Origin of the sequence: Plantactinospora alkalitolerans (assembly GCF_015690345.1) — a bacterium.
Lineage (GTDB): Bacteria > Actinomycetota > Actinomycetes > Mycobacteriales > Micromonosporaceae > Plantactinospora > Plantactinospora alkalitolerans.
In genome coordinates this window covers 21,113-43,356 of the sequence record NZ_JADPUN010000162.1, presented here as the reverse complement: position 1 = coordinate 43,356, position 22,244 = coordinate 21,113, and the positions used below count along the sequence as shown (strand labels likewise).

Here is a 22,244-nt window from a genome sequence, read left to right as displayed (position 1 = left end):
CGAGGCGGGCGGCGGAGCAGGGCCGGGCGGGGCCAGGCCGGGTCGGGCCGGCCGGAAGGGACCGGCGGGAGAGCCCGGCACGCGGCCGGCGGCGGAGCCGAGCGGCGGTACGCGGAGCGAGCGGGCGGTACGGGCCGAGGAGTCGGCTCGGACCGCCCGGCGCCGGGCACTCGACCGGGCGCTGGCCGAGGCGCGTACCCGGCAGGAGCGGGCGGAGGCGGAGCTTGCCCGGGCCGCCGAGGCCGAGCGGGACGGCGCCGCCACACTGGCCGAGATCGAGTCCATGCTGGCCGACCTGGAGCGGCGGCGTGCCACCGCCGAGCGGGAGGTCGGCCGGCGCAAGCTGGCCCGGAAGACCGCCGAGCGCGGCGCGGTCGCCGCTCGGCGACGGGTCGGCGAGGTGGAAGCCGCCGTCGAGGCGATGACGGCGGAGAGTGGACCGTAACGGCGGGAGGCGGGGCTGTCGAAAGGGTGGCACGCCAGGCAGACTCAAACGGGTGACCCGGGACTGTCCCCGCGGCCCCGGACCGGAAGGCGGTGTCGTTGACCCCCGAGCAGGCCGCTGGTGCGGCCAGGCCGAGCGTGTTGCAGTTGGGTGGCGCCTTCATTGAGTGTCCCCGGACGTTGCGCCGGGCACGCCAGATGGGCATCTCCGGCTGGGCGTTCTTCGTGACGGGTCGCGGCGCGGTGCTCGGCGACGTACGGACCGAGACGGTGGCCGCCGCCATCGGCATCCTCGCGCCGGACGCCGTGGCCGACGGCTGGGAGAGCGCCGTCCGGGTGGCGACGCCCTGCCAGGTGGCCGAGGTCGCCCGCGCCGAATGCTGTCGCTGGGGCATCGACTACCTGGCCAAGTTCCCGCCGGTGGGACGCCTGATCGAGCTGATCGAGCCCGTGGTGGCCGCCGCCGACGTGACCGGGATGCCGCTCTTCGCCGCCTGGCGGGCCATGCCGGTGCCGGCCGACGCCGCTCCGGCCGCACGGGCGGCGGTGCAGCTGCACCTGCTCTTCGAGTACTACTCCGGAGCGGCCCTGATGGCGGCGCGGGCCGCCGGAATGTCGCCGATGGAGATCATCCTCGCCGGTCCCGAGGGTGAGTCCGGTGCGGTGGCGTACGGCTGGTCGCCGCCGTACCCGCCGGTCGGGCCGCTGGTACGACGGCGGCTGTGGGCCGAGTCGGTGGGTGACCGGATCGTGGCGCAGGCGTTCGGGGTGCTCGCCCCGGCGGAGCGGTCGGAACTGGCCAGCCTCCTGTGCACGGCGTCGACCGGCGTGCGGATGACGCCGCCCGTACCGGACTGAGAGCGGTTCGCGCCTCGGACCCTTCGAAGACGTGGGCCCACCGGCGGGCGGCGGGACCACGTCTTCGAAGGCGACGCGCTCGGCGCCGTCCGGGCTCAGCTCCAGCGGAACAGTTTCGTCGCCAGCCCGCCCAGAACCACTGTGAACCCGACCATCACCGCCAGGTGCAGCGGCCTGGGCCAGTCGCCGGCCCAGGCGTCCTGCAGGGCCTGGGAGGCCGCGCCGAGCGGGGTGAAGTCGGCGACCCGGCGTACCGCGTCCGGCATCAGCGGACCGGGCGTCCAGACGCCGGCCGCGAACAGCATCGGGTAGTAGACCAGGCTGCCGAGTCCGGTCGCGGCCCGGCCGGTGGGGGTGAAGGCGGCGACGAGCAGGGCGAGCGCCACCATCGAGGCCGCGCCGAGCACGAAGGCGATCAGCAGTCCGGGCACGTTCGGATGGGCGGTGATCCGGAAGGCGCCCCAGGCCGCGAGCAGGGCCAGTCCACAGCCGACGACCAAGGCGCTCACGTTGACCACGAGTTGGGCCCCCAGCAACCTGACCGGGGAGACGGGGGTGGTGGAGAGCCGGCGCAGCACCCCCTTCTCGCGATCGGCGGCCAGCGCGTTCAGCAGGTTGACCAGTGCGACGGTGCCGATCGCCAGGGCCAGGGTGATCGGCAGGTAGACCTCGATCGGTAACCGTCCGCCGACATCCGCACTCGGCTCGGTGAAGCCCGGCATGGCGCCGCCCAACACCAGGATCAGCGCGGCGGGAAAGACGATCGCGAAGAACGCGCCGAGGGGCTCCCGGACGAACAGCTTCGCCTCGGTGACGACCAGCTTCGCGGTGCTCCGTATGGCGATCCGGCGCGGCGTGGCCCGGGTACCGGAGCCGGACCGGGCGGTGTCGGGGGAGGCGGTGGCATTCATGATGTTTCCTCGATCCTGTTGGTAGTTGGTAGGAAGTGGGAACGGCGGCGGTCGGTTCTCAGGCGGCGGCGCGGGGCGGGTTGGTCAGGGCGAGGACCGCGTCCTCCAGGCTGGGACGCTCGATCCCGGGCAGCTCGGTCCGGGCGATCAGGTTGGCCGGGGTGTCGATCGCGACGACCTCACCGGCCCGGACGACGGCCAGCCGGTCACAGAGCCGCTCGGCCTCGTCCATGAAGTGCGTGACCAGTACGACCGTGACGCCCCGGTCCCGGACGTCCCGGACGAGCTGCCAGGTGTCCCGGCGGGCCTGCGGGTCGAGCCCGGTGGTCAGTTCGTCGAGTACCGCGATCCGGGGGTTGCCGACCAGGGCGAGCGCGACCGACAGCCGCTGCTTCTGCCCACCGGAGAGCTTGGCGAACACGGTGTTCCGCTTCGCGGTGAGCCCCATGTCGGCCATCAGGGCCCGCCAGTCGGCCGGGTCGGCGTAGAACGAGCTGTACAGGTCGAGCGCCTCCCAGACCTTCAACCGGTCGGGCAGCTGGCTCTCCTGGAGTTGGATGCCGACCGAACGGCGCAGCTCGGCACGGGCCAGGTCGGGGTCCAGGCCGAGCACCCGGATCGTTCCGCCGTCGGGGCGGCGCAGCCCCGTCAGGCACTCCACCGTGGTGGTCTTGCCGGAGCCGTTCGGGCCGACGATTCCGAAGATCTCACCGGCCCGTACCTCGAAGGAGACGTCCCGGACCGCGACCTGGTCGCCGTACCGCTTCTGAAGGTTGCTGACCTCGATGACTGTCATGGGGAGAACGCTAGAAATTCCGGGCGGCCGCCGGAATGCGTCCACGTACCCGGCCGGGGTGGGGGTAACTACACCCCGGTCCGGCGTCCAGCCGCAGTCCGCGCCGGGACGCCGAGCGGCCACACTGAACGCATGTTGCGTCGGCACACGATCGCGTTCGTCCGGAACCTCGCCCAGCTCGGGCTGGGCCTGCTCGGCCTGGCGATGTCCATCCTGCTGGTCGCCGCGGCCAGCGTGGTCGTGCCGTTCCTGCACACCGCGCGGGTCGCGAAGCGGATGACGGACCTCGGCCGGCGGCTGGCCGGGCAGTGGGGCGGGGTGGCGGTGGAGGTCGATCGACGTCCCGGCCCGCCGGCTCCGCAGCGCCGGGCCGACGGGTGGTACCTGTACGAGAAACAGTTGTACCGGTCGCCCCGGCTGCCGGCGTACTTCCTGGAACTGGCCTGGCAGTCGGAGGACCCGGCGGCGCTGCGCGAGTGGTTGTGGCTGCACCTCACCCCGCTCGTCGGCGGGCTCGCGGTGCTGGTTCCGCCGGCCCTGGCCACCGCCGGGGTCGGACTCGGCACGCTCGCCCTGACCGGTGGGGCCGTCCCGGTGCTCGGTGCGGTTCCGCCGGCCCTGGCCCTACCGGTCGGACTGGCGCTGGTCGTGCTCGGGTTCGGGCTCGCGCCGCTGGCATTGCGGCTGCACGCCCGATGGACCCGGCTGATGCTCGGGCCGCCGACCGGGTGGTGGCAGCGGTCGGGACTGGTCGGCTGGATCCGACGGCGGTACGACGACGCCTGGCACGGCGCCGGGCTCACCGGCCTGGGTGTCGTGGCGTTCGGCGGCTTCCTGCTCGACCTGGTGACACTGCTGGTCGCCTGGGGTGGGCTGTCGCCGCAGGTGTCGAGGCTGACCCGGCCGCTGGTGAGCCGGCACCGCCGTTACCTCGGCAGGTGGGCCGGGGCGGTCGTCGCGGAGCCGTACCGGCCGTATCCGGAGCCCGTGCCGCCGGACGCCGACGGTCGGTACCGGGTCGGACGTACCCTCTACGACGACCGGGCGGCGGCGGTCCGGGCCCAGCGGTACGGGTGGTGGTTCACCGACCCGGCGACCTGGCGGGACCACCTGTGGATGGCCACCAACCCGCTGTTCGGGGTGCTCGGGCTGGTTCCGGCGGTGCTGCTCGGACTGGGACTGTTCGGGCTGGTCGCCCAGCCGCTGTGGTGGGCGCCGTGGGCGGTGCCGATCGGGCTGTTCACCGGGGAGTGGGTCACCCCCTGGTACATCTGGTACGGCGTCACCTACCTCTGGCCGGACCTCGGCTGGATTCCGGGCTGGACGAGCCCGCTGCTCGGTCTCGCAATGGCGGCCCTCGGGATGCTGCTCGGCACGGCGCTGCTCCGAACGCGCGCGTGGTACGACCGGCTGCTGCTGGCCCCGACCCGGTCGGCGTCGCTGGCACAGCGGGTGGACCAGCTCACCGAGACCCGGGCCGACGCCGTCGACAGCCAGGCGGCCGAGCTGCGCCGGATCGAGCGGGACCTGCACGACGGGGCGCAGGCCCGGCTGATCGCGGTCGGGCTCAGCCTGGCCGGCGTGGAACGGTTGATCGAGGAGGATCCGGCCGCCGCGCGGGCACTGGTCGCCCAGGCCCGGCATGCGTCGGCGACCGCCCTGACCGAGCTGCGTGATCTGGTACGCGGCATCCATCCGCCGGTGCTCGCCGAGCGTGGCCTGCCGGACGCGCTCCGGGCGGTGGCACTGGACAACCCGGTGCCGGTACGGGTGACGGGTCACCTGCCCGGCCGGCTCGAGCCCCCGGTGGAGTCGGCGGCGTACTTCTGCGCGTTGGAGGCGCTGGCCAACGCGACCCGGCACGGCGGTGCGAGCACGGTGGAGATCGACGTCACGTACACCGGTACGGTGCTGCGGATCACGGTCGCCGACGACGGCCGGGGTGGCGCCGATCCGGCCCACGGCAGTGGACTGCGGGGCGTCCGGCGCCGGCTCGGCACCTTCGACGGCGTACTCACGCTGGACAGCCCGGTCGGTGGCCCGACACTGGTGACGGTGGAGATCCCGTGCCCCAGGCCAGGATGATCCCTGCCTACTCCTGCTGGTCCGCTGGCTTGTTGGCCCGCTGGACTGCTGCCCGCTGGACTGCTGCCCGCTGGCCTGCTGGCCCGCTGGTTCGCGGTCTCAGGCGGAGGCGGTGCCGGTGGGCCGGGCGCGCAGTTCGGACACGTAGTCGTCCGGGGCGCCGGCCTTCTCCGCCGCGTTGGCGATCTCCGACAGGTACCAGGCGGTCGGCAGGCCGCCCTCGTAGCCGGTGAAGACGTACACCCAGGCGGTCACCTCGCCGTCCAGGGTGACCACCCGGACATGCAGCTTCCGGTAGGTGCCGGAGACGACGCCCTCGACCTCGTCGAGTTGGGCGGCGTCCCAGGAATGCACGTCGTAGAGTGCGACGAAGACACGATCACCAGGAGATTCGACGATGGTGGTGACCGCACCCTCCCAGCCGATCACCCCCTCGCCGGCGAAGGTGAGGCGCCAGCCTTCCAGCCAGCCGGTGCCGACCATCGGCGAGTGCGGGCAGTAGGCACGCATCCGGGCGGGATCGAGGTTTGAGCCGTACGCGGCGTAATGACGCACGGCGATGACGATAGCCCGGCGGAGGGGTGGTGGAGAATACGACCGTGCGTGTCGGACAGGTTCGGCGCAAGATTGTCACTGTGAGCATCGACGGAGGACGAGAGCTGTGAGCCGGATTGTGATCATCGGCGGGGGGCCGGCCGGCTACGAGGCGGCCCTGGTCGCCGCCCAGTTGGACGCCGACGTCACGGTCGTCGAGACCGATGGCGCCGGGGGCGCCTGCGTACTGCACGACTGCGTCCCCTCCAAGACCTTCATCGCGAGTTCCGAGGTCGTCACCGGGTACCGCGACACCGAGGAGTTCGGCGTGCACTCGGACGGCCTGGATGCGATCACCGTCGACGCGTCGACGGTGTACGGGCGGGTCAAGCGCCTCGCGCTCGCCCAGTCGGCCGACATCCAGGCAAAGCTGATCAAGGCTGGCGTGACGTTCGTCTCCGGCCGGGCCAAACTGGGCGAGGACACGCTCGGTCACACCCACCGGGTTCTGGTGACACCGTCGGACGGAAACTCCACGTACTCGATGGACGCCTCGACGGTCCTGATCGCGACCGGCGCCACCCCGCGGGTGCTGCCCACCGCCGTACCGGACGGTGAGCGGATCCTGGACTGGCGCCAGGTGTACGACCTGCGGGAACTGCCCGAGGAGCTCATCGTCATCGGCTCCGGCGTCACCGGCGCCGAATTCGCCAGCGCCTACCTGGCGATGGGGGTGAAGGTGACCCTGGTTTCCAGCCGGGACCGGGTCATGCCGCACGAGGACCCCGACGCCGCGATGGCGATCGAGCAGGTGTTCCGGTCGAGGGGCATGACCATCCTGAACAACAGCCGTGCCAACGGCGTACGCCGGACCGACGACGGTGTGGAGGTCGAACTCTCCGACGGCCGGATCGTGCACGGCTCGCACGCGCTGATGGCGGTCGGCTCGGTGCCGAACACCGCCGACCTCGGCCTGACCGAGTACGGCGTGGCGGTCGCCCCCGGCGGCTACGTAAGCACCGACCGGGTCTCCCGGACCAACGTGCCCGGCATCTACGCCGCCGGTGACTGCACCGGCGTACTGCCGCTGGCCAGCGTGGCCGCCATGCAGGGCCGGATCGCCATGTGGCACGCCCTCGGCGACGCGGTCTCGCCGCTGCGGCTGCGTACCGTCGCCGCCAACGTCTTCACCGACCCGGAACTGGCCACCGTCGGGGTGTCGCAGAACGAGGTGGACTCCGGCAAGGTTCCGGCCCGCCAGGTGATGCTGCCGCTGGCCGGCAACGCCCGCGCCAAGATGGCCGACCTCCGGGACGGCTTCATCAAGCTGTTCTGCCGGCCCGCCAGCGGTCAGGTCGTCGGCGGTGTGGTGGTGGCACCGAAGGCCAGCGAGCTGATCCTGCCGATCACGATCGCGGTGGAGAACAACCTCACCGTCGACCAGTTGGCGTTGACCTTCACCATCTACCCGTCGCTGTCCGGCTCGATCACCGAGGCGGCCCGACAACTGATGCTGCACGAGCTGGAGTAGCCGTCCTGCCCGGTTGGTACGAGTACGCGCGGGGGCGGCGGTCCGATAGTGGCCGGCGTACCGTTGTCGGCGCGCGAGCCGTACCCGCCGGGTCCCCCGTTCCTGGTGGTGAAGCGGTTCGCCGTCAGGGCCGCCGGCGGGTCCCGCGCCGGCGGCCCGCCCCGTGACCAACCCGCGCCGAATCGGCCGGATCGGGCCGAACGGCGACGGGCAGATCAGGTTCCGTCCGCGTGGAGGCAGCAGACGCCGTGGTGGTCGCGTTGTTAGGCGTATGACGGAAAGACATCCAGATGAACGCTGACCTGGAGCGGGAGTTCAGCGAGTTCGTCGAGGCCCGGTCGCACGCCCTGTTCCGTACGGCGCTGGCCCTGACCGGTCACCGCCAGCAGGCCGAGGACCTGTTGCAGACGGTGCTGGCCCGGGGCGCCCGGCACTGGACACGGATCCGCACCGGCACGCCCGAGGCGTACCTGCGCACCGCCCTGTACCGCGAGCAGGTGAGCTGGTGGCGCAGCCTGCGCCGACGTCGCGAGGTGAGCGCCGCGCAGGTGCCGGAGGTCGCCGCGACCGCCGACGACACCGCCACGGTCGACCTGCACCTCGCGCTGCGGCAGGCGCTGGCCCACCTCGCCCCCAAGCACCGCGCGGTGCTGGTGTTGCGCTACTTCGAGGACCGGCCGGACAGCGAGATCGCCGAGATCCTCCACTGCACCGAGTCCACCGTACGCAGCCAGGCGGCCCGCGCCCTGGCCCGGCTGCGCGACCTCTGCCCCAAGCTCGAGATCCTCACCATCCCGAAGGAGGCCGTAGGCCGATGAGTTCCGACGTCAGCGGTGCCCTCCGGAACGTGTTCGAGGAAATGGCCGACTCCGCGCCGCCGCCCGCCGGGCTGGTCCCGGCCACGCTGGGCCGTGCCCGACGGCAGCGGGTCGCCCGGTTGACCGTGGGCGGTGGGCTGGCCGCCGTCCTGTGCGCTGCGCTGGTCGGGCTGCTCGGTGCGATCGTCCCGCTTACCGGCGGCGCCGCCGACCAGGCCGCTACCGGTGGCGAGGGTGTCCTCCCGAGTGTGGTCACGGCGTACAGCGGTGTCCGGGACCCGAAGGTCACCGATCCCAGCCCCGCCTTCAACTACTCACTGGTGCTGAACCGGAAGAAGGGCCGTTACGACCGGGTGCCGTACCCGTTCGCCATGCCGTCGCCCGACGGCAGCCGGGTGCTGGTGGGCAGGGGCGACAACAGCCGCGGGATGTCTGGCAAGGGCGCCAGCGGCGGGGCCGGACCGACCGAGGTGGGGGTCCTGGACCTCGCAAACGGAAACGTCCGGTGGATCCCGACCCCCGAACTCGGCGTCCCGACGGTCTGGGGATACACGAACCTGGGTCGCTGGTCACCCGACGGGCGGCAGATCCTCTTCACCTACCGGCCCCGGACAGCGGCGGACTCCGGCTTCCTGCTGGTCGATCCGGAGACGCTCCGGACGACGTTCCGGCCGCTGCCCGATCTCGGAACGCAGAACACCCACGGCCTCGATCTGGTCTGGACCCCGGGCAGCGACGGGTTCGCCCTGACGACCAGTCCGGAGACCTCCGCGGGCGCGTCCGGGAATGTGACCGGGATCCGCTTCTACGACCTCACCGGGCGGCTGCTGCGTACGGTGCCGGCCAGCGCGTCGCTGGTCGAGGCCGGCTGGTTCTCCCCGAACGGGAGCCAGATGGCGCTGACCGAGCCGGTTCCCGTCGGCGCGCAGCCGAAGGTGACCGTCGCCGACGCCGAGACCGGGGCCACCCGGCAGGTGATCGCCCTGCACCGGCCGGTCCGGCTGCTCGGCTGGACCGACGAACGCCACCTCCTGGTGTACGTCTACGGCGACGCCGAAACTCCCGGCGCCGACGAGCGCGACGCCCTGTTGGTGGTGGACCTGGCCGGGCAGACCGTCCGGACGATCCGGCCGGCGGAGGAGTCGCCGCAGCAGATGTTCATCGGTTCCTCCGAGGGTCTGCCCGGCAGTGCCGCGAAGCTGACCTTCTGACGATTCCGACCGGCCGGGGTCCGGAGCCTGAGCGCTCCGGGCCCCGGCCGGCCCCTTACTGATCGGCGCTGAGAGTGACCACCTGACAACTGGATCGGTGTAGCGTCCGGAGTGGCGATCCGGCAGGACGGCTGGCCGGGTGCCGCCCAGCCAGTTACCTGGGAGCTTCTGTGCCAGACACCTCGGAACCAGACTTCGCGGCCCGGATGCGTGAGCTGCGCGACGAGCGCGGGCTCTCGCTGCGTGAGCTGGCCAGGATCGCGATCTACGGCAAGAGCTACCTGCACGAGCTGGAGACTGGCGTGAAGGAACCGACGCAGCAGGCCGCCCAGCGGATTGACGATGCCCTCGGAGCGGGTGGCGAACTGGTAGTGCTGGCGGCCACCGGCATACGGCGTAGAGAGGTGATCGCGCGCGCGGGCATCGCGGTCGCCCTGCCGCAGACAATTTTGTCGTACGGACGCCGGGTCGGTGCCGAGGTGCCGCAACAGATCGTCGAGCGAACCGCCCGGCTGCGGCGGATCGACGACTACCTCGGCGGGGCCGACACCTACGATCTCTACACGGCTGAGCTGAACTCGACCGCGCGACTCATCCGAGACGGCAGCTACTCGGATACCACCCGTCGCGCCCTGTTCGCGGTCCTTTCCGAGCAGGCCCAGTTGACCGGTTGGGCGGCGTTCGACGCCGGCCGCCACGTCGATGCCGAGCGGCTGTACCGGATGAGCCTGGCGGCGGCCGAGGACGCCGGGGATGCGGCGCTCGCCGGCAACGCTCTGGCATTCCTCGCCTATTAGGAACTTGCCCTGGGGCGCCGGGGCACGAGCACGGCCGCCACCGCCTGCGACACGGCTGACGGCACTGCGACGCCCCGGGTCCGGGCACTGCTGCACCTGCGCCGCGCCTGGACGCATGCGGCGAACGGGCAGCCGGACGAGGCCGAGCGGCACCTCGGGATCGGTACGGCCTGCTTGACCGTGCCCGACGAGCGGCCCGAGCCCGACTGGGTGTACTGGGTGGACAGCCGGGAGGCGGAGATCATGACCGGTAGGTGCTGGACGGTGCTGCGTCGGCCCTTACGGGCCATCGCTGTACTCGAATCGGCCCTGGCGCGATACGAGGACACCCACGCCCGCGACAAGGCGCTCTATCTGTCCTGGTTGGCAGACGCCTATCTGGACGCGAACGAGATCGAACAGGGTTGTGTGACCGCAAGAAGGGCTGTTCGGCTCTCCGCTGGCGTCGGATCTATCCGGCCCGGCCAACGGATCGAGGCATTCGTCAGCCGACTTGGCCCCTACTCGCTGCCCTGCGTCGCCGAGTTGCGCGAGTTGGTCACTGATCGGGGGCGTCGGCGACCGCCTCGCGGAGCCAGCCCAGGCACGCCGTCGACCCCGCCACGATCGGCGTAGCCGTCACCTGTGGGTTGTCCCACGGGTGCCGATCAAGCAGGGCCGCCTCCAACTCGGCGTACCGGCCCGCCGTGGTGTAGAGAAGCAGCCGCCATTCCTCGCCCGTGCCCTGCTGGCCGAGATGCCAGAAGACACTGGTGACCGGTCCGATCACCTGTGCGTTGCCGGCGAGTCGTGCCCCGACGAGATGCTCCGCGAGTGCCAGCGCGGCCTCCCGGGTCTCGGTCGCCGTAGCCACCTGAAAGAAGTCGGTCACGGGCCGAGCGTAGCGGTCGGGTTGTCCGCGGACGCCTGAGCCGCGTGACTGCGGACATCCGGAGGACAGCCACCCCCTGCCGCCCACGGCTGGTGACCGAGAGGCTACGGATGAGGTGCGACGACACGGCCTGTGGGTGTCCGGCCTGCCGGCTCGCACCTCCACCCGACCAGGTCTGTACGAGCCTGGCCGGGTGCCATGTCCAGATCAGCCGGCTAGGTCGGGTGGGAGGTCGATGGTGGGCGTACTGGCGAGGTGGCGGGCCGGTCGGCGGGTGGCGTACCGGGATCGGATTCTCGCGGCGGCTGCCGCCGACGAGGCAGAGGAGGCGACCCGGGCTCGCGACCGGCTGCTCGTCGCCGCGAACCTGCAACGCGTTACCGCCGGCGCTGCCCTCTACCTGCGGGCCGGCGAGTGGCGGAACCAGCCCGACGTCCCGCCCGACGCCTACGTCGACGTACGCGTGTCGCAGCTCGACGACCGGATCATCGTCTACGACGGGGCAGCGTGGGTCGGTGTGACCGGGCACCTCCTGGAGTGCGCCTGGCGGGACGGCGACGGGCATCCGCCGTGTGTCGCGGTGCTGGCCCGGGTGGATGCGCTCCTCCGGGCCACGCAATGAGGGCACTGGTACGGCTCTGGAGCCGACTCCGCCGGCCCCGGCTCCGGGAGTACTGGTGGGACGACCGGCGGTGGCGACGGGTCCGGAGGCCATACCGATGAACCGGTACCCACATATACCGATGCTCTGTATATGCTGTCCTCATGACCGAGGCGCTCCGGGAACCGACGTTCCTCGTACTCACCGCGCTGGCCGACCAGCCACAGCACGGCTACGGCGTGATGGAGGACGTCCGACGCATCTCCGAGGGACGGGTGCGGCTGCGCGCCGGCACCCTCTACGCGGTGCTCGACCGGCTTCGCGAGGAAGGACTGGTCGAAGTGGACCGGGAGGAGGTCGTGCAGTCGCGGCTGCGGCGCTACTACCGGATCACCGGGCTCGGGGCGCAACGCCTCGCCGAGGAGGTGACGCGACTCCGCAGTAACGCCACCGCCGCGTCGGCTCGACTGCGCAGGAGTGGATTCGCCATCGAGGGAGGTCCGGCATGACCGGCGACGAGCCGCAGCACGACACCGACCTGGAGCGTCGGTACCGCTGGCTGTTGGCCTGGTATCCGTGGGAGCACCGCCGGACGTACGAGGACGAGATGCTGGGCGCGCTGCTGGCCGACGCCCGTCCCGGGCAACGCTGGCCGGCGCCGGGAGACGTCGGCAACCTCATCCTCACCGCCGTACGGGCCCGGCTCGGGCTCACCGTTCGGCAGGTCGGGGACCGGGCCTGGCATGACGCGTCGGCGGTCTTCGGCCTGTTGGCGGCGCTCCTGCTGGCCCTCTGGAGCGTGGGAGCGGTCGCCAGCCGGGCCGCCTGGGCGCTCGGTCATCCTGAATACAGCTTCGGTCCCTGGTACGGCGCCGATCCGTACGGATGGTTGCACGCCGGACTGTGGTGCCTGGTGGTCGGGGCGGTGTTGATCGGATTCCCCCGGCTCGCCGCCTCGTTCGGATGGGTGGCGGTGCTGCTGGAGGGCGTCGTCCTCAGTTCCGGGTACGCCACCGAGCCGGTCTTCGTGGTGGAGGCGCTGTGGCCGGCCGTTCTCGGGCTCGTCTGCGCGGTCGCGCTGACCGTGCCGGCCCCGCGCCGCAGAGCGGTGTCGATCCTCGGACGGCGCCGGGTCGTGTTCATCGGAGGCTGTTTCGTGTTCCTGCTGCTGGCAATGGCGGGGTACGCGTACCGGGGGTATGCCGGGCTGATCCAGATGCCGGTTCTCAACTGGATGATGGGATACACCACTCCGCTCTACCTCGTCGCGGTCGCCGCGCTGCTCGCCGCCGTGCCGGGCCTGCCGGCGCCGATCCGCCGTCGCAGCCTCGTCCTGCTCGGCCCGGTGGTCGCGGTCTACTTCGTGGTACGCCTCGGGCTGTCCGGCTGGGCCTACTCCAACGGACACATGGGGCATCCGGTGTACCTGGTACCGATCCAGTGGACGATGCTGGCCGGCGTTCCGCTGTTGACCTTTGCCCTCGGGCTGGTGCTGCTGCGTCGGCGGGAGCAGACTCTCCGCCTGCTGGCCCTCGGCCGGGACATCGACCGACATCATCCTGATCCGCCGTCGCCGGCTCGCTGACCTGCGGGCCGGCCCGTTTTCGCGATCACGCGACGCCGTCGTGTTACGTGCACGCAACGAGCCCGGCGTAACGTCAGGCCATGGCGGACTTGTTCGAGGACTACCGCCTCGGCCCTGGCTGGGACGAGATGTTCGGCGCGCCGGGCATGCCCCGGGAGACGTACGAAGCCCTGCACGCGACCCTGCAACCGTTGTCCAGTGCCGAACTCCGGATCCGGGCCGAAGTACTGGCCCGAGCCTTCCTCGACCAGGGGATCACCTTCGCGCTCAAGGGCGTCGAGGGGCCCTTCCCGCTAGACATCGTGCCCCGGATCATCGCCGCCAGCGAGTGGCGGGTGGTCGAGGCCGGCGTCGCCCAGCGGGTGAGGGCGCTGGAGGCGTTCCTCGCCGACATCTACGGCGCCGGCCAGGTGCTCGCCGACGGCGTCGTACCCCGGCGGGTCGTGGTCACCAGCGCGCACTTCCACCGCGAGGCCGCCGGGATCAGCCCGCACAACGGGGTACGCATCCATGTCGCCGGAGTCGACCTGGTCCGCGACGAGGAGGGCGCCTTCCGGGTCCTGGAGGACAACGTCCGGGTCCCCTCCGGGGTCAGCTACGTGATGGAGAACCGCCGGGCGATGGCCCACGTACTGCCCGAGGTCTTCGCCGCGACCCGGATCCAGCCGGTGGAGTCGTACCCCGGGCAGTTGTTGCGGGCCCTGCGCGCGGCGGCGCCGATCGGGATCACCGACCCGACGGTGGTGGTGTTGACCCCCGGCGTGCACAACTCGGCCTACTTCGAACACGCCCTGCTGGCCCGCGAGATGGGCGTCGAGCTGGTCGAGGGCCGGGACCTGGTCTGCGTGGGTAACGAGGTCGCCATGCGGACCACCGGTGGCGAGCAGCGGGTCGACGTCATCTACCGGCGGATCGACGACGAGTTCCTGGACCCGGTGCACTTCCGGGCCGACTCGGTGATCGGGGTCGCCGGACTGCTGAACGCGGCCCGCGCCGGCCGGGTCACCATCGCCAACGCCGTGGGCAACGGCGTCGCGGACGACAAACTCCTCTACTCGTACGTTCCGGACCTGATCCGCTACTACCTGAACGAGGAGCCAACGCTGTCCAATGTGGAGACGCACCGGCTGGAGGACCCGGATGTGCTCGAACACGTCCTCGACCGGTTGGACCGGCTGGTGTGCAAGCCGGTCGACGGGTCCGGCGGGGCGGGCATCGTGATCGGCTCCCAGGCGTCCGACTCCGAACTGGCCGAACTGCGCGCCCGGATCACGGCCGACCCGCGCGGCTGGATCGCCCAACGGGAGGTGGCACTTTCCATGGTGCCGACGCTGATCGGCAACCGGCTGCGGGCCCGGCACGTCGACCTGCGCCCGTTCGCGGTCAACGACGGCCAGCGGGTCACCGTACTGCCGGGCGGGCTGACCCGGGTCGCGCTGCCCGAAGGCGCGTTGGTGGTCAACTCCAGCCAGGGCGGCGGGTCCAAGGACACCTGGATCCTGGCCGAACCGCCGTCCGAACTCAGCCCGGTGGACCTGAGTACGGGCATCGAGCCGATCGATCCGGACGATTCCGGGCTCGCAGTGCTGCCCCCGGTAACCACGCCGCGCAGCCCCGATCCGGGGCCGGGTGCCGGTTCCGTCGCGGAACAGCAGCAACAGCAGCAGCAGTCCGCCCAAGATGCCAGGGTTGGTGCAGGGGCGTCGGCATGCTGAGCCGGATCGCGGAGTCGCTCTACTGGATCGGCCGGTACGTCGAACGGGCCGAGGACAGCGCACGGATCCTCGACGTACACCTGCACCGGATGCTCGCCGATCCGTGGGTCGACGAGACGACGGCCTGCCGGTCCCTGCTCGGCGTGATGGGAGTGGGGCCGCTGGAACAGCCGCTCACCGTCGCCCGGGTCATCGGAGTGCTCGGCCTCGACGAGGAGAACCCGAGTTCCGTGGTCGGCGCCCTGGCCGCCGCCCGGGAGAACGCCCGGGGCGCCCGGGAGACCATCTCGGCCGACATGTGGGAGTGCCTCAACTCGACCTGGCACGGCCTGCCGGGCGCCCGGCGTCGGGCCGAGGAGCAGGGCGTACACGCCTTCTTCCGCTGGGTCCGGGAACGCTGCGCGGTGATGGCCGGCCTCACCGACGCCACCATGAGCCGGGACGAGGGCTGGCTGTTCCTGGTGCTGGGCCGCAGCGTGGAACGGGTGGACATGACCGCCCGGCTGCTCTCCACCCACGAACGTGCCGGCGGCAGCATCCCGTCCTGGCTGACGCTGCTGCGCTCCTGCGGCGCATGGGAGACGTTCCTGCGGACGTACCGGGGATCGCTCGACGACCGGCACTCCGCAGAGTTCCTGCTGCTCGACCGGCTCTTCCCACGCTCGGTCTTCGCCGCGCTGTCCCGGGCCGAGGGCTGCCTCACCGAACTGGAGCCGTACGGCGGCCCGGGTCAGTCCGGCCGGACCGGTGTGGCCACCGACGCGCAACGGATCATCGGTCGGGCCCGGACCGGCCTGGAGTTCCGGGCCGCCGACGAATTGATCGGCGACCTCGGCGCGGTGCTCGCCGGCCTCGAACGGACCTGCTCACAGGTGAACGACGCGGTCTCCCGCCGCTACTTCCGGCAGACCTCCGCCGTCGCCTGGGTCCCGGGAGCGGTCGCGTGACCCGGCCCCGGCTCCGGTCGCATCCTCGACTCCGGTCGGGTGGCCGGTCGCATCCTCGACCCTGGTCGGGTGGCCGGCCGCATCCTCGACTCCGGTCCGGCGGGAGGTCCCGGTGACGGTGGGCAGTTGGCGGCTGAAGATCAAACACCAGACCGGGTTCACCTACGCCGGAGCGGTCGCCGGGTCCTACAACGAGGCGCGGATGTCACCCCGCAACGATGCCCGCCAGGCGGTGCTGGAGGCGCGGGTGGAGGTGTGGCCGTCGGCCCGGACCTACCGGTACGAGGACTACTGGGGAACCGTGGTGACCGCCTTCGACCTGCACGAACCACACGAGTCGCTGCGGGTCACCGCGTCCTCCACGGTCGAGACGCTCGGCCCCGGCGACCAGTTGACCCCGACCGACGGGATCGGCTGGGCGGAGCTGCGTGGGCCGGAGAGCCGGGACCGCTGGTACGAGCTGCTGCTGCCCACCCCGCGTACGGCGCTGGACGAGGAACTCGTCGAACTGGCCGAGTCCGTCCGGGCCGCCCGGCCGACTCCGCACGCGGCCGCGATGGCGCTGTGCGAACAGGTGCGCGACGAGGTCGCGTACACCTCGGGGGCCACCGGGGTGCAGACCGACGCCGTACAGGCCTGGCGGCAGCGCAAGGGCGTCTGCCAGGACATCAGCCATCTGGTGGTCGGACTGCTACGCAGCATCGGCGTTCCCGCCCGGTACGTCTCCGGATACCTGCACCCGGTACCGGACGCGGGGATCGGGGAGAGCATCGTCGGGCAGAGCCACGCCTGGGTCGAGTGGTGGGTAGGCCGGTGGACGGCCTTCGACCCGACCAACGGGGTACCGGTCGGCGAGCGGCACGTGGTGGTCGGCCGGGGCCGGGAGTACGGCGACGTACCGCCGTTGAAGGGCGTCTACGCCGGCCCGGCCAACACCGGGCAGGGTGTCGAGGTGACCATCACCCGGCTGCGCTGAGGAGCCGGGCGGAGATGCCGGAGAGCCGAGCGGGGATGCCGAGGAGCCGGGCGGAAATGCGGTGCGCGGCTCGCGGACGGTGGCGTACCGTGGCCGCCATGTACCGCGCGAACGTGACGACCACGCCGGGAGACCCCGGCGTGCCGCACTGACGCGAACACTTCGTCGACAGGCCCCGGGGCGATCCGCTCCGGGGCTTCGTCGTACCTGGAGATCGGGATCGCCGCCGAGGGTTCCGTTCTCCAGGAGGATGACATGGTTGACCACCGCCGGCTCGGCCGCGAGCTCGAACTCTTCCACGCCGACCCGCTGTCCGGTGCCGGCCTGCCGATCTGGCTGCCGGCCGGCGCCGCAGCCCGGCACAGCGTCGAGGAATACGTCCGGGAGCTGGAGCGCCGGGCCGGCTACCAGCACGTCTACTCGCCCCCGCTGGGCAAGCGCGAGCTGTTCGAACTCTCCGGGCATCTCGGCTACTTCGCCGACGACATGTTCCCGGTGTTGCGGCTCTCCGCCGACGACGAGTTCGTGCTCCGCCCGGCGCTCTGTCCACACCACGCCCTCGTCTACCGGGCCCGGGGACGGTCCTACCGGGAACTGCCGCTGCGGATCGCCGAACTGGGCGGGATGTACCGGTCCGAGCGGTCCGGGGTGCTCGGCGGACTCAGCCGGGTCAGGGCGATCTCGCTCAACGACGCGCACAACTTCTGCGCCGTCGGGCAGGTCGGGGCCGAGGTCGCCGAGATCCTCGACCTGATCCAGGTCGCACACGCGGCGCTCGGCGTACGACCGGCCGGGTTCCGGCTCTCGCTGCGCGGCCCCGGCGAGAAGTACCTCGGTGACGACGAGATGTGGCAGCACGCCGAGAACCTGCTCCGGGATGCGCTGTCCGGACTGCCGTACGTGGAGGCGGCCGGCGAGGCGGCGTTCTACGGCCCGAAGATCGATATCCAGATCCTGGACGGGGCGGGTCGGGAGTCGACCATCTCCACCATCCAGCTCGACTTCGACAAACCGGCCCGGTTCGACCTCTCCTACACCGACTCCTCCGGCGGGCGCAGCCGACCGGTGATGGTGCACCGGAGCCTGGTCGGCAGCATGGAGCGGCTGTTCGCGTACCTGATCGAGGTGCACTCCGGTGCCTTTCCGGCCTGGTACGCGCCGGTGCAGGTGCAGGTCCTTCCGGTCGGTCCGGAGCAGCTCGACGCGGCGGAGGCGTTCCGGCGAGACTGCGTACGGGCCGGGCTGCGGGCCGAGTTGGTCGGCGACGGCTCGTTGGGCGCCCGGGTCCGGGGTGCCGCCCAGCGCCGGGTTCCGTACGCGGCCGTGCTGGGTGCCCGGGAGGTGTCGTCCGGTCAGGTGGCGCTGCGACTGCGGGATGGTCGCGCGGTGGAGCCGATGGCGGCGCCGGACGCGCTGCGCATGATCGCCGGGATCGTGGCGGCCCACTCGGTGGAACTCCTGCCCTGAGCCCCGGCCGCCGCCCTGTGAGGGTATCTTGTCAATGGCAAGTTATGCTGGCCGGATGAGCGAGGAGAGTGCCGCAGGGCGGCCCTACCATCACGGAGATCTACGGCGCGCGCTGCTGACCGCCGCCGCCGAGGCGATCGAGGAGTCCGGCCCGACGGCGCTCAGTCTGCGCGACCTGGCCCGCCGGGCCGGCGTCTCCCACGCCGCCCCCGCGCATCATTTCGGCGACAAGGCCGGCCTGCTCACCGCGTTCGCCACCGAGGGCTTCGGGATGCTGGCCGACAGCCTGAACCGGGTCCGGACCGACGCCGACAACCTGTTGGAGATCGGGGTCGCCTACGTCGCATTCGCCGTCGAACACCGGGCCCACTTCGAGGTGATGTTCCGGCCCGAACTCTTCGATCGGGACGACCCGGCACTGGTGGCGGCGAAGCGGCGGGCCTCCGAGGCGCTCCGGACCGGCGTCGCCGCACTGCCCGACACGGCGGCCGGGCCGGAGGCCGCGAACGCCCAACTGGCCGCCTGGTCCATCGTGCACGGTTTCGCCACACTGTGGCTCGGCGGGGCGCTTCCGGCCGAGGTCGGCACCGACCCGGAGGCGGCCTCCAGGGCGGTGATCCGGCTGCTCTTCACCCGTCAGGACGGCCAGCCCGACCGCCGAGGCTGACCCGGAGCACGACGGGCTCGCGTGCCCGTCACCAACTCGTCGGCAGCGGCATCCCCTCGGTGTAACCGGCGGCGCTCTGCACCCCGACCACCGCGTTCGCGTGGAACTCCGACAGGTCGGCCGCGCCCGCGTACGTGCACGCGCTGCGTACGCCCGCCACGATCTCGTCGATCAGGTCCTCCACGCCGGGCCGCGCCCCGTCGAGGTACATCCGCGCACTGGAGATGCCCTCCTCGAACACCGCCTTCCGGGCCTGGTCGTACGGGCTGTCCTCGGCGGTACGGGCACTGACGGCACGCGCCGACGCCATGCCGAAGCTCTCCTTGTAACGGCGGCCGTCGGCGTCGGTGTAGAGGTCCCCCGGTGACTCGTAGGTGCCGGCGAACCAGGTACCGATCATGACGTTGGACGCTCCGGCGGCGAGGGCGAGCGCGACGTCACGCGGATGACGTACCCCGCCGTCGGCCCAGACGTGCCGACCCAGCCGGGCGGCGGCGGTCGCGCAGTCGAGGACGGCGGAGAACTGGGGCCGACCCACCCCGGTCATCATCCGGGTGGTGCACATCGCCCCCGGGCCGACGCCGACCTTGACGATGTCCGCTCCGGCCTCGACGAGATCCCGTACGCCGTCGGCGGTGACCACGTTTCCGGCGGCCACCGGTACGGGCGGGTCGAGGGCCCGTACCGCGCGCAGTGCCCTGATCATCCGCTCCTGGTGGCCGTGCGCGGTGTCCACGACCAGCGTGTCCACCCCGGCGTCGAAGAGCGCGGCGGCCTTCCGGGCGACATCACCGTTGATGCCGATCGCGGCGGCGATCCGCAGCCGGCCCTTGGCGTCCAGCGCCGGCCGGTAGAGGGTGGCCCGCAGCGCTCCCTGCCGGGTGAGCACCCCGACCAGCCGTCCGTCGACGTCGACCACCGGAGCGAGCCGGCGGCGGCCCCGGGAGAGCCGGTCGAATCCGGTCCGGGGATCCGCCTCGGCGGGGACCGTGTGCAGTTCGGTGGACATGACATGGCGCAACTGCGCGAAACGGTCCACCCCGACGGTGTCCGCCTCGGTCACCACGCCGACCGGTCGTCCTCCGGCGTCGACGACGATCACCGCCCCGTGGGACCGCTTCGGCAGCAGGTGGATGGCGTCGCCGACGGTGTCGGTGGGGCCGAGCGTGATCGCGGTGTCGTGCACCAGGTGCCGCTGCTTGACCCAGGAGACGACCTCGGTGACGACGTCGATCGGGATGTCCTGCGGCAGCACGGTGAGCGCGCCGCGCCGGGCCGCCGTCTCGGCCATCCGGCGCCCCGCCACGGCGGTCATGTTGGAGACCACGATCGGGATCGTGGTGCCGGTGCCGTCGCTGCTGGAAAGGTCGACGTCGAGCCGGGACTCCACGGCGGATCGGGCCGGGGTGAGGAAGACGTCGTTGTAGGTCAGGTCCTGGGCGGGTGGCGCACCGGTGATGAACTGCACCTGGCCATCATGCCCGACGAAGATCCGCCCGGCCCGGAGTCAACTGATGACGCAGATGACGGCACCGGCCGAAAGTACCCCGCCGACCTCGGCGGAGAGCCCACTCACCACCCCGGCCCTGTGCGCGTGCAACGGCTGCTCCATCTTCATCGCCTCCATCACCACGACCAGGTCCCCCTCGGCGACGGTGTCCCCGTCGGAGACTGCGATCTTGACGATCGTGCCCTGCATCGGCGAGGTCAGCGCGTCGCCACCGGCACCGCCGGCTCCGGGCGGGCGCGACGGCCGCCCGCACCGGACGTACCCGGGCCGCCGCCGGCCGTACCCGCGCCGTAGCCGGCCGGAAGGCTGACCTCCAGCCGCTTGCCGGCCACCTCGACCACGACGGTCTCCCGCTCACCACCGCCCGGCTCCGCGTCGGGGTCCGTCGCGGGCACGGCGTACGGCGGGACCGTGTTGTCGAACTCGGTCTCGATCCACCGGGTGTGTACGGCGAACGGGGCGCTCGTGAACGCTGGGTCCCGGACGACCAGGCGGTGGAACGGCAGCGCGGTCGCCATCCCGTCGACCACCATCTCGTCGAGGGCCCGACGGGCGCGCTCCAACGCCTCGGTACGGGTCTCCCCGGTGATGACCACCTTGGCGAGCAGGGAGTCGAAGTTGCCGCCGATCACGTCGCCCGCGGAGATTCCGGCGTCCACCCGTACGCCGGGGCCGGTCGGTAGCCGCAGCGCGGTCACCGTGCCGGGCGCCGGCAGGAAGTTCCGGCCCGGGTCCTCGCCGTTGATCCGGAACTCGATCGAGTGTCCGCGTGGCGCCGGATCGGCGTCGAGCCGGAGCCTCTCCCCGGCCGCGATCCGGAACTGCTCGCGGACCAGGTCGATGCCGGCGGTCTCCTCGGTGACCGGGTGCTCGACCTGAAGCCTCGTGTTGACCTCCAGGAACGAGATCGTGCCGTCGGCGCCGACCAGGTACTCGACGGTACCGGCACCGTGGTAGTCCGCCTCCCGGCAGATCGCCTTGGCGCTGGAGTGGATCTGCGCCCGCTGTGCCTCGGTCAGGAACGGCGCCGGTGCCTCCTCGACCAGTTTCTGGTGCCGGCGTTGCAACGAGCAGTCCCGGGTGCCGACGACCACGACGTTGCCGTGCTGGTCGGCCAGGACCTGCGCCTCGACGTGCCGGGGCCGGTCCAGGTACCGCTCGACGAAACACTCGCCCCGGCCGAAGGCCGCGAGCGCCTCCCGGGTGGCCGACTCGAAGAGCGCGGGGATCTCCTCCATCGTCCGGGCCACCTTGAGGCCACGGCCGCCGCCACCGAACGCGGCCTTGATCGCGACCGGCAGCCCGTGGTCGACGGCGAACGCCAGCACCTCGTCCGGGCCGTTCACCGGGTCTGGGGTGCCGGGGACCAGGGGAGCACCGGCGCGCTGCGCGATGTGCCGGGCGGTGACCTTGTCACCCAGGTCGCGGATCGCCTGCGGGGTCGGCCCGATCCAGGTCAACCCCGCGTCGATCACGGCCGCCGCGAAATCCGCGTTCTCGGAGAGGAACCCGTAGCCCGGGTGTACGGCGTCAGCCCCGGACCGGGCAGCCACGTCGAGCAGCTTGTCGATCCGCAGGTACGTCTCCGTCGCGGTCTCCCCGCCCAGCGCGTACGCCTCGTCGGCGAGGGTGACGTGCAGCGCATCGCGGTCGGAGCCGGCGTACACGGCGACGCTGGACAGTCCCGCGTCCCGGCAGGCGCGGACGACCCGGACGGCGATCTCGCCCCGGTTGGCGATCAGTACTTTGCGCACGCGGCTGCTCCTCCTCAGGTTGCCCCCGCCGACGGTGGGTGCCGGTACGGCGGCTGCCGGGGCCGCCGGCATGATCACCGGAGCCCGACACACCGACTGCCCGCCGATCGGCCGACGTTCTCGCCTGGACATTGTCGATGACGGCGGTGATCCCGCCGACGGGCGG

Annotated in this window: 18 protein-coding genes and 3 pseudogenes; 15 read left to right on the top strand and 6 right to left on the bottom strand. The window is 71.9% G+C overall.

All coding sequences use genetic code 11. The annotated features are described in order from the left end of the window. Positions 1 to 445 (top strand): annotated as a pseudogene (locus I0C86_RS16870) (hypothetical protein); the annotation flags it as partial. A gap of 98 nt (positions 446 to 543) precedes the next feature. Further along, positions 544 to 1,302: an SCO6745 family protein gene (locus I0C86_RS16865; RefSeq protein WP_196202184.1), complete on the top strand. Its 759-nt coding sequence runs from the start codon at positions 544 to 546 to the stop codon at positions 1,300 to 1,302. Between the two features lie 95 nt (positions 1,303 to 1,397). Here I0C86_RS16865 and I0C86_RS16860 read toward each other — a convergent pair whose 3' ends face one another. Together I0C86_RS16860 and I0C86_RS16855 are read right to left on the bottom strand one after the other, a co-directional pair. Beyond that, positions 1,398 to 2,213 carry an ABC transporter permease gene (locus I0C86_RS16860; protein WP_196202183.1) on the bottom strand — a complete coding sequence of 272 codons (816 nt, stop codon included), beginning with the start codon at positions 2,211 to 2,213 and terminating at the stop codon, positions 1,398 to 1,400. Positions 2,214 to 2,271: 58 nt separating this feature from the next. After that, positions 2,272 to 3,009: an ABC transporter ATP-binding protein gene (locus I0C86_RS16855; protein WP_196202182.1), complete on the bottom strand. Its 738-nt coding sequence runs from the start codon at positions 3,007 to 3,009 to the stop codon at positions 2,272 to 2,274. Between the two features lie 132 nt (positions 3,010 to 3,141). Between I0C86_RS16855 and I0C86_RS16850 the strand changes: the two genes are divergently transcribed. Further along, positions 3,142 to 5,094, top strand: a complete 1,953-nt coding sequence (locus tag I0C86_RS16850) for a sensor histidine kinase (RefSeq protein ID WP_196202181.1) — start codon at positions 3,142 to 3,144, stop codon at positions 5,092 to 5,094. Positions 5,095 to 5,193: 99 nt separating this feature from the next. On the opposite strand, the gene I0C86_RS16845 is transcribed toward I0C86_RS16850, so the two are convergent. Further along, positions 5,194 to 5,649: a gamma-glutamylcyclotransferase gene (locus tag I0C86_RS16845; protein WP_196202180.1), complete on the bottom strand. Its 456-nt coding sequence runs from the start codon at positions 5,647 to 5,649 to the stop codon at positions 5,194 to 5,196. Between the two features lie 106 nt (positions 5,650 to 5,755). On the opposite strand from I0C86_RS16845, the gene I0C86_RS16840 reads away from it, so the two are divergent. From I0C86_RS16840 to I0C86_RS16825, 4 genes and pseudogenes are all read left to right on the top strand, one after another. After that, positions 5,756 to 7,159, top strand: coding sequence for an NAD(P)H-quinone dehydrogenase (locus tag I0C86_RS16840; RefSeq protein WP_196202179.1), 1,404 nt, complete (start codon positions 5,756 to 5,758; stop codon positions 7,157 to 7,159). A gap of 290 nt (positions 7,160 to 7,449) precedes the next feature. After that, the gene (locus I0C86_RS16835; protein ID WP_196202178.1) at positions 7,450 to 7,977 is read left to right on the top strand and encodes a SigE family RNA polymerase sigma factor; all 528 of its coding nucleotides are present in this window, start codon (positions 7,450 to 7,452) and stop codon (positions 7,975 to 7,977) included. Beyond that, positions 7,974 to 9,188, top strand: a complete 1,215-nt coding sequence (locus tag I0C86_RS16830; RefSeq protein ID WP_196202177.1) for a WD40 repeat domain-containing protein — start codon at positions 7,974 to 7,976, stop codon at positions 9,186 to 9,188. Before I0C86_RS16835 ends, I0C86_RS16830 begins: the two co-directional genes overlap by 4 nt. Before the next feature lie 206 nt (positions 9,189 to 9,394). Continuing rightward, positions 9,395 to 10,600: pseudogene (locus tag I0C86_RS16825) on the top strand (helix-turn-helix domain-containing protein). On the opposite strand, the gene cutA reads toward I0C86_RS16825, so the two are convergent. Next, on the bottom strand, positions 10,524 to 10,856 hold the full coding sequence (gene cutA / locus I0C86_RS16820) for a divalent-cation tolerance protein CutA (RefSeq protein ID WP_196202176.1): 333 nt from the start codon (positions 10,854 to 10,856) through the stop codon (positions 10,524 to 10,526). The pseudogene I0C86_RS16825 and the gene cutA sit on opposite strands and share 77 nt — an antisense overlap. Positions 10,857 to 11,091: 235 nt before the next feature. On the opposite strand from cutA, the gene I0C86_RS16815 reads away from it, so the two are divergent. From I0C86_RS16815 to I0C86_RS16780, 8 genes are all read left to right on the top strand, one after another. Further along, complete coding sequence (locus tag I0C86_RS16815) at positions 11,092 to 11,478, top strand: hypothetical protein (protein WP_196202175.1); 387 nt, start codon at positions 11,092 to 11,094, stop codon at positions 11,476 to 11,478. A gap of 143 nt (positions 11,479 to 11,621) precedes the next feature. Further along, the gene (locus I0C86_RS16810; protein ID WP_196202174.1) at positions 11,622 to 11,966 is read left to right on the top strand and encodes a PadR family transcriptional regulator; all 345 of its coding nucleotides are present in this window, start codon (positions 11,622 to 11,624) and stop codon (positions 11,964 to 11,966) included. Then, positions 11,963 to 13,042 (top strand): hypothetical protein, encoded by a 1,080-nt coding sequence (locus I0C86_RS16805; protein WP_196202173.1) that lies wholly within the window; start codon positions 11,963 to 11,965, stop codon positions 13,040 to 13,042. Before I0C86_RS16810 ends, I0C86_RS16805 begins: the two co-directional genes overlap by 4 nt. 80 nt (positions 13,043 to 13,122) lie before the next feature. Beyond that, positions 13,123 to 14,757, top strand: coding sequence for a circularly permuted type 2 ATP-grasp protein (locus I0C86_RS16800; RefSeq protein WP_196202172.1), 1,635 nt, complete (start codon positions 13,123 to 13,125; stop codon positions 14,755 to 14,757). Then, complete coding sequence (locus I0C86_RS16795) at positions 14,751 to 15,704, top strand: alpha-E domain-containing protein (RefSeq protein ID WP_196202171.1); 954 nt, start codon at positions 14,751 to 14,753, stop codon at positions 15,702 to 15,704. The genes I0C86_RS16800 and I0C86_RS16795 overlap by 7 nt, the downstream gene beginning before the upstream one ends. Positions 15,705 to 15,816: 112 nt before the next feature. Further along, positions 15,817 to 16,680 (top strand): transglutaminase family protein, encoded by an 864-nt coding sequence (locus I0C86_RS16790; protein WP_323373685.1) that lies wholly within the window; start codon positions 15,817 to 15,819, stop codon positions 16,678 to 16,680. 219 nt (positions 16,681 to 16,899) lie between these two features. Then, positions 16,900 to 18,147, top strand: a complete 1,248-nt coding sequence (gene thrS / locus I0C86_RS16785; protein WP_323373686.1) for a threonine--tRNA ligase — start codon at positions 16,900 to 16,902, stop codon at positions 18,145 to 18,147. 55 nt (positions 18,148 to 18,202) lie between these two features. Further along, positions 18,203 to 18,814, top strand: a complete 612-nt coding sequence (locus I0C86_RS16780; protein WP_196202169.1) for a TetR/AcrR family transcriptional regulator — start codon at positions 18,203 to 18,205, stop codon at positions 18,812 to 18,814. A 28-nt stretch (positions 18,815 to 18,842) separates the two neighbouring features. On the opposite strand, the gene I0C86_RS16775 is transcribed toward I0C86_RS16780, so the two are convergent. After that, positions 18,843 to 20,282, bottom strand: coding sequence for a GuaB1 family IMP dehydrogenase-related protein (locus tag I0C86_RS16775; protein WP_196202168.1), 1,440 nt, complete (start codon positions 20,280 to 20,282; stop codon positions 18,843 to 18,845). Between the two features lie 39 nt (positions 20,283 to 20,321). Further along, positions 20,322 to 22,078: pseudogene (locus I0C86_RS16770) on the bottom strand (acetyl/propionyl/methylcrotonyl-CoA carboxylase subunit alpha). Positions 22,079 to 22,244: the final 166 nt, after the last annotated feature.